This is a genomic window from Paenibacillus sp. 01T424 (assembly GCF_056398745.1).
In genome coordinates, this window is the sequence record NZ_JBFTPZ010000039.1 from 66,108 (window position 1) to 74,279 (window position 8,172).

3 protein-coding genes and 1 other annotated feature are annotated in these 8,172 nt (G+C 43.0%); all 3 genes read left to right on the forward strand.

The features are described from left to right. Window positions 1-503: 503 nt before the first annotated feature. Window positions 504-4,979: an S-layer homology domain-containing protein gene (locus tag AC1DPK_RS25475; protein ID WP_477512026.1), complete on the forward strand. Its 4,476-nt coding sequence runs from the start codon at window positions 504-506 to the stop codon at window positions 4,977-4,979. Window positions 4,980-5,170: 191 nt separating this feature from the next. After that, window positions 5,171-5,414: a binding site (T-box leader), on the forward strand. A 109-nt stretch (window positions 5,415-5,523) separates the two neighbouring features. After that, a complete protein-coding gene (locus AC1DPK_RS25480) occupies window positions 5,524-7,404 on the forward strand; it encodes an alanine--tRNA ligase (RefSeq protein ID WP_441886917.1) in 1,881 nt (626 codons plus the stop codon). Window positions 7,405-7,456: 52 nt separating this feature from the next. Continuing rightward, entirely contained in the window at window positions 7,457-7,669 is a 213-nt protein-coding gene (locus AC1DPK_RS25485; protein ID WP_477512027.1) for a hypothetical protein, read from the forward strand. Window positions 7,670-8,172: the final 503 nt, after the last annotated feature.

The window sequence follows — 8,172 nt, forward strand, 5'->3', positions numbered from 1 at the left end:
GCGTTCAAAAAGTAAATTCTTGAGATAGTTGGCAATGTTGAAGAATTAATTGAAGTAAAGAATTAAAAGTTCCATTTTGCTAACGGGAGACTTTAGTTGAATACAACAGGGAGCAGATTGCGATCGGGCAGCTGCTCTATTTTTCATTAAGCTAAAGGGCAGGTTAGTGTAGTTAATATTCCCTAAATTTCCTCATTGTGAGACTCTTTTGGGAGTATCTTTCATAGAGTTCCGGATTTCATCAAGTAGATTTGATGGGATTTTATTTATTAATATAATGAAAATGTAAACAAATGTATATGAAAGTAAGAACTTATCTATTTTTCTATGGCTAACACGTCTCATACTATTAACTGTGAGGAGGCCACTTGGTAAGGAATGGGTGCCCGGGAATGACGAGTACTCAAGTTAGCAGTACGAAAACCCGAATATATCATTTCATACGAGGAAATGAGGATGAGGAAATGCAGTCAAGCCGAAGGAATCAACAAAGATGTTCGTTATTGTTATCGTTGGTCTTATTTTTTTCTATCATATTTTCTGTTCATCCATCGATAACGTACGCAGACGGAACATTAAATGCAGAAGAAATCACGCAACAAGCACCGGATAACTCATTACCGGAAACAGTGCCTGGTTCTGAAGTAGCTTCGGATCCTGAAACTGTCCCAGATGCCAACCTCGAAGAGCCATTCGCTGTGCAGCAGCCAGGAATGGATGCTGCACCAACGGTTTTAGCTAGCGTCCGGGAGAACTATGCGTTGAAGAAGGATGTGAAAGTATCCGGCAATGAAGTTCCGGACGGACTTTTTCCTAAATTTGCCGTCGATGGAGACTCGTCTACACGCTGGTCTTCCGATAAATACGATGATCAGTGGTTTGAAGTAGATTTAGGCGAAAAGAAGGAGATCGGCCAAGTTATCATTCGTTGGCAGACGCCAGCTACATCCTACCGCGTGCTGACTTCGGTCTATGGTGATAATTGGGAGAACATTACACTTGAGAATGATGGCATTATTAATTGCCAAGGTGGAACGGAAGTCCTAAATTTTCTGTCACGAGAAGCAAGATACGTCAAGTTTGTAGGGGTTGAGCGGAAACCGGCTGATGGCATTCTGTATGGGTACTCATTCTATGAGTTCGAGGTATACAGCGAAGATCCACTAGAGAAAATCATCAAAGGGATTCACGGCATTGAACCGATCAGTCAAGGACAGACCGAGTTCCCATTCCCGGCTGTACCAGAAGGTTATCAAATCTCCATCTACGGATCGGATGCGCTGCCTGTCATTGACAAGGAAGGCGTCATTCACCCCCCATTGGTGGATAAAAAGGTTCATGTGATGCTGCAAGTACAAAGCCTGGAGGACCCAACGCAGAAAGCGATAACGCCGTCATTCGAAGTTACGGTCACAGGATTAAATCAACAGATCGAAGGGCTGAATGAGGAACCGAAAGTAATTCCGTCCCTGCAAGAATGGATTGGGAGAACAGATCAATATACATTATCGTCTGCAGCGAAGATTGTCTATAATGACCCGTCGTTAGCCAAATCAGCAGCTATCGTCCAAGAAGATATGAAAGCGATTACGGGACGGGAATTGACTGTTACCCAAGGGACACCATCCATCGGAGATCTGTACTTGTCCTTAAATCCGACGGATAAGGTCTTAGGTCAAGAAGGTTACATACTCGATATCGGTGATTATGTAGCCATTACGGCGCCGACGGTAAAGGRTGTCTTCAGCGGAACGCGTTCCGTGCTGCAAATTCTGAAGCAGGATGAAGGTCATGACCAGATTCCGAAGGGGCAGTCCCGCGACTATCCGAAATACGAGACACGCGGATTTATGATCGACGTGGCTCGCAAATTCTATACGATTGATTTCTTGCGGGATTACGTGAAGATGATGGCTTGGTATAAGATGACGGATTTGCAAATCCATTTGAATGATGATATAGGTAATCGCGGTGCGTTTCGGTTAGAAAGCGAGAGGTATCCGAATTTATCAAGTATAGATGGTTTTTATACGAAAGAAGAGTTCCGCGATTTGCAGCGGTTAGGTCAAGATTATGGTATTAATATTATACCTGAAATCGATACGCCGGGGCATTCGCGTGCTTTTACGACATTAGATCCTTCTCTGGGGAATGATTCGCATCTCGACGTCTCAAAACCCGAGACCGTGGAATTTGTCAAGAATTTGTGGAGTGAATATCTTGATGGCTGGAAAGGCGGAGACCCTACATTTCTCGGTCCTGATGTTCAAATTGGAACCGATGAATACAAAGGAAACACGGAAGATTTCAGAAAATATATGGATACCATGATCAAATTCATCAATAGCAAAGGGAAACATCCTTTGTTGTGGGGCGGATTGCAAGAGTACGCCGGTAAGACACCGATCAGCAATGAAGCGACCATGGCGATCTGGCACTTACCGTATGGCGGACCGCAGCAAGCAATCGATCTTGGTTATAACATCATTAACATCAATAATAGCTATTTATATCTCGTACCCCGACTATATGCCGATTATTTAAATACGTCACTCTTATATCAGGAATGGGAGCCTGTAAAATGGTACGGTGCGACGCTGCCTTTTGGCCATCCGCAATTAAAAGGCGGCATGTTCGCACTTTGGAACGATATTTCGTATGAAGCGGGGCTATCGATGGATGATACTCATGTCCGCTTGGTCCCTGCCATGCAGGTCCTTTCCGAGAAAATGTGGCACGGCGCGAGAAGCGATGTAGACTACGACACCTTTGTGAAGACGGCCGCGAAGATGGGCGATGCGCCGAATACCCACCTTTCCTATGATGTGAAAGTCAAAAATACGGAAGGAATCGTCCTTGATTATTCGTTCGAAAACAATTCCATCGACGCATCCGGTAATGGATACGATGCAAGAAGCAATAACGTCGATTTTGTCAAAGGAAAATATGGGCAAGGCGCCCACTTCAACGGCGGTACTAGTTATTTGGATACACCTCTCAACAGCTTAAACTTTGGTTGGACCGTCTCCATGTGGATTAACCCGGATGCGGACAATCCGGACGATACCGTATTAATGGAATCGCCTGCGGGAACGGTAAAATTAAAGCAACACGGCACCAAGGGTAAATTAGGATTCTCTAAAGAAGGATATGATAGCGCATTCAATTACAAAGTGCCGGCTGGCCAATGGACTCATCTTCTCATCACGGGGGACAGCAATGGCGTCTCGCTCTATGTGAACGGGAATGAATACGTCGAGAAGCTGGCGCAGCCAGTGCAGCGCATTCAGACGCTTGTCCTGCCTGTCGCGAAAATCGGCGGCACAACCAACGCGTTCAAAGGAACGATCGATAATCTACAAGTCTATAATCGCTTCATTCCGCTGCTCGATGTGAACAACTATGCGCTGCATCAGGTAACCGATGCCTCGGGATTAGAGGCGGCATGGGTACCTTCGAGCCAAGCCGTCGATGGAAATATGATCACGCGCTGGGCGAGTACGTACAAAGACGATTCGTGGTTCACCGTTGACTTGGACAAAACGCAAAATATTAGCAAGGTCGTCATCGGATGGGAGACGGCCGCGAAACGGTTCAAGATTCTCTATTCCACTGATAACGTAACATGGAAAAACGTGATGGCAGACGATCGAATTCTTACGGCCAGCGATAAACGAGAGACGAGTACGGTGGAATTCGCTCCGAAGCAGGCTAGATACCTGAAATTCCAAGGAATTGAACGAATGCCTGTCTATGGCGAATACTACGGATATTCCATCTATGAGTTCGAAGTGTACGGCGATGATCTAATGGTACCCTACAAAGAATTAATTGATGCAGCCGAGAAATTGATCAATTTGAACAAAGGGAACGAGGAGCTTCGCAAACAATTGATGTTCTTGTTGGATCGATACCCGTATCATTTCGAGACAGTAGTGGATACTCTGCGCGATCTGAACGCGAGGTTGAAGGATTCTATCGATAAATCGGAACCGAAACCTCCAATCGACACTGATAATCCTAGACCTGGCGTGAAGGAAGGCGAAGCGACGATCAAAGCCGGCGAAGCGGGAACGGTCAGCTTAGGCAAGCAGATTACCGTTTCTGTTCCGGTAGGCGCAGCGAAAGAAACGATGATGCTGCATCTGAAGAAAATCGACAATTCCGCTGACTTGCTGACGCAGCAGCCGAATGCAATAAGCCCGGTGTTCGAATTGTCAAAGGATGTGAAGGGCGGCTTCGATAAGCCGATTCAGATCAGCTTGACGTTTGATGTCAGTAAGCTTGGCAAAGATCAACAAGCATCTGTGTTCCAATATGATAAAGCAACAGCGCGTTGGGTGGAATTCAAAGGCACGGTAACGGATAGTACGATTCAAGCGGATACACGTAATGTCGGTATATTCGCCGTCTTTGCCGTCAATCGTAAGTCGAACGAGCCGAGTCCGGCCTTCAAAGACATCGCAGGCCACTGGGCTGCCAAGGATATTCAAGCAGCCGTGCAGCGAGGAATGACGAACGGATATCCGGATGGAACATTCAGACCGAATCAGTCCGTGACACGCGCGGAGTTCACGGTATGGCTCGCGAAGGCGATGCAGCTAAGCAACGAAAGCAGTACGAAGGCGTTCGTAGATCAAGCCTCGATCCCGATATGGGCGAGTGAGGCCGTGGCGCAAGCTGTAGAGCTCGGACTCATTCAAGGCTATGCTGATCAACGGTTCATGCCGAATCAGCCGATCAGTCGCGCAGAGATGGTGACGATGGTCGCGAGAGCATTGAAGCTGTCTATCGACGCAAGCGCAAGAACGAGCTTCGCAGATGACAAGCAAATCCCGGCATGGGCGATCGGAGCCATTGATGCAGCTGTGCAGCAAGGCTGGATTCAAGGGCGTGGCAGCAATCAATTTGCGCCGAATGCATCGACAACACGCGCCGAATCGATCACTGTCTTATTGAAAGCATTTCCAAAGGTATGAATAAAGAAGACGCTCATCATCACCAAGAGATGTTGAGCGTCATTCTCATTCAATTTGGCTAAAGTCAGAGGATGCGAAGCAACCGAATTGCCAAAGCTGATGGTAGTATCGACAGACTTATACCTTATTGAAAATAGTGGAATTAATTGACAGAGCAAGTTGAGTGTGATAGCATTGCTTTAACTTAAAACGAAAAGGCTATGATGAGAAATAGTAGCTATTAGGGATCTCACAGAGAGAAGATGGCTGGTGCGAATCTTCATTGATCTAATAGTGAAGCAGTCTCGGAGCTGTGAACCGAACAGAGGAATCTTAGTAGGCTTCAACGGAGTTCCACCGTTATTCAGGAAACAATATCGGAGATATCCCGTATTGATAGAGTGCAGAGAAATCTGAAATTAGGTGGTAACACGGACATAATAGTTCGCCCTAAGTTGACAAGAAATATGTCAGCTTAGGGCTTTTTTGTTTTATTTCTTCTCGTTCGAATATTTGCAAAATAATTTTCCGAGAATAATTAACAATTGAAATGGAGGTATTGAGCATGGTGAAAATGACACCAGATGAGTTAAGAAAATCATATATTGATTTTATGAAAGGAATAGGGGCTAGCCAAGTGCCCTCTTCCAGCTTGTTACCAGAAAATGATCCCTCAACGTTGTTTACAGGAAGTGGAATGCAACCTATGGTTCCATATTTATTGGGGGAAAAGCATCCGATAGGTAATGAGATTGCTAATATTCAGAAGTGTTTAAGGACAGTGGATATTGATGAAGTAGGAGATACGTCGCATCTGACATTTTTTGAAATGATAGGTCGATGGGAGTTTAAAGCAAATGAAAATAACTATAAGAAAAAGCAAATCGATGCCATTTGGAATTGGCATATTATCGAATTAGGAATTGATCCTGGCAGGCTGTATATCAGTGCTTTTATAGGAAGTGATGATTTGAATATACAGAGAGATACGGAAGCCATTCAAATCTGGTCAGAAAAATTTAAATCAGTTGGCATAGAACCTATCATTGAAGATGATCCCTATCAATATGGGGCATCTAGAGGTGGGAAAATTTTCTTATACGATGAAAAAGAAAATTGGTGGAGTCGAACCGGAAATCCATTGGATATGCCTGTTGGTGAACCGGGTGGGCCTGATAGTGAAATGTTCTATGATCTTGAACCAGGCGGTGATTCACTGGATCATCCTGCTTCTGTAAGCGAGAGGTTTTTAGAAATTGGGAACAACGTATTTATGTGTTACAAAAAAGAAGACACAGGATTTGTAAAAATGAAAAATCCCAATATTGATTATGGAGGCGGATTAGAAAGGGTTGCAACAGCCCTTAATGGTGACAAGGATATTTATAATACGGCTTTCTTTCTTAATCCCAAGAAAAAATTGATGGAGTTAAGTGGTAAACAATATACTGACGATTTAAAGTCGTTTAGAATCATACTTGATCATGTGAGAGCGGCTACTTTTCTAATTAATGATGGTGCGGAGCCAGCTAATAGTGATGCAGGGTATATAACAAGAAGATTATTAAGAAGGGCAATTCGTGCAGGTAAAAAAATAGGTATACAAGGAAGTTTTGTGGGTGAGTTGTCTGAAGTTTATATAGATGAAGCAACAGCTTATGAAGATTTGATCGGTAATAAAAAGAAAATTATCGAAATAGTAAATAAGGAAGAAAATCTTTTCTATAGAACTTTACAGCAAGGAGAATTTGAAATACAAAAACATCTTAAGAATAAGGGTAAAGTGACAGGTGCAGATGCCTTTTATTTTTACGAAACATATGGGTTTCCCTTGGAGTTGACGGAAGAGTTTCTAACTGAAAGTGGATATAGCATGGAGGACAAGGCGTCTTATATAGAGGCGGCAAAGAAACATGCTGAAAAGAGCAGAACTGCTTCTGCGGGTAAATTTAAAGGTGGATTAGCTGAACATTCAACAGAAACAACAGCGCTGCACACGGTATCTCATTTATTACTTGCTGGTTTAAGGGAAGTTTTAGGTGATCATGTTCATCAACAAGGAAGTAATATTACTTCAGAACGATTACGGTTTGACTTCAACCATGATGAAAAACTTACGCCAGAGCAAATAGCTGAGGTGGAAAAGTATGTGAATGAAGCGATTTCATCAAAAGCAGTTACCTATATTTCAGAGCTGCCTAAAATTGAAGCGAAAGAAAGTAATGTTGAAGGGAATTTTTGGGATAAATATCCGGATATCGTTAAGGTGTATACAATCAAAGATAATGAAGGGAAAGTTTGGAGTCGAGAAGTATGTGGAGGACCTCATGTAGAAGATACAACAAACTTAGGAAAGTTCAGTATTAAAAAAGAACAATCTTCTGCTGCTGGAGTTAGAAGGATTAAAGGAGTAATTAATAAATATTTCCAGAACGCGGAACAATAGCTGATGTTTTAGGATTGCCATTTGTAACAACGTTATGAGTTGCCGGGAATCCATGATGAATGATAAATCCGGCAATCGAAGTGGTTTGACAACGATTGGCCTTTCCGTTGGCGGTACGGTACCGGAGCACATTATTCAAAGAAAAAGCAATTCGGATTATATCCGAATTGCTTTTTTACTGCAAGAAAGGGAAACTTATAAAAAAACAGAACGAAAATCGAGCTATATGGTGTATGACACTAAATGTCGGATGACAAGAATATGAGCCGATTAATTACCGCGTAAATCGCGGTTTTTTTATTTTATCGGTACATATTCTTGGCAATGTGCAATGTCAAGAATATGTACCGAATGCCGAAAAAGGCCAAGAATGTATAGCGATTGCCGATGAGCTATTTATCATGTGTTGGGCTTGTTTTACAATAAAATAAAGACTCGGCCTCTGTTCTGCTGGGCGTTAAGCTAACGGGCAGTTTAACGCAACAATTTGGTATGAAAGGGCGTCATTTAATTGGGGTATAATTGTAACCAGCTTACAGTTTAATTCCATCAATTTTATTGTTAGCGATGATGCATGATTGCGCTTCTTTTGAGAGCCGAATAAAAAAGTTCACAGAGAAAGCAGCTATCGATAAGGGTTGATTTCAGGAGGTGGTGAATCCAATTGCTTAACAAAAAAACACTTTTTGGTTCCGTATTACTGTTATTAATACTGTTTTGTATAATCGTCTTACAACAAAAAAAAATAAATTCGATGAGTGTGCAGTT

Bases quoted from the DNA above. Each gene is read 5' to 3' on its own strand.
- AC1DPK_RS25485 (WP_477512027.1), top strand. From the start codon at position 7,457: ATGATGAATGATAAATCCGGCAATCGAAGTGGTTTGACAACGATTGGC.
- AC1DPK_RS25480 (WP_441886917.1), top strand. From the start codon at position 5,524: ATGGTGAAAATGACACCAGATGAGTTAAGAAAATCATATATTGATTTT.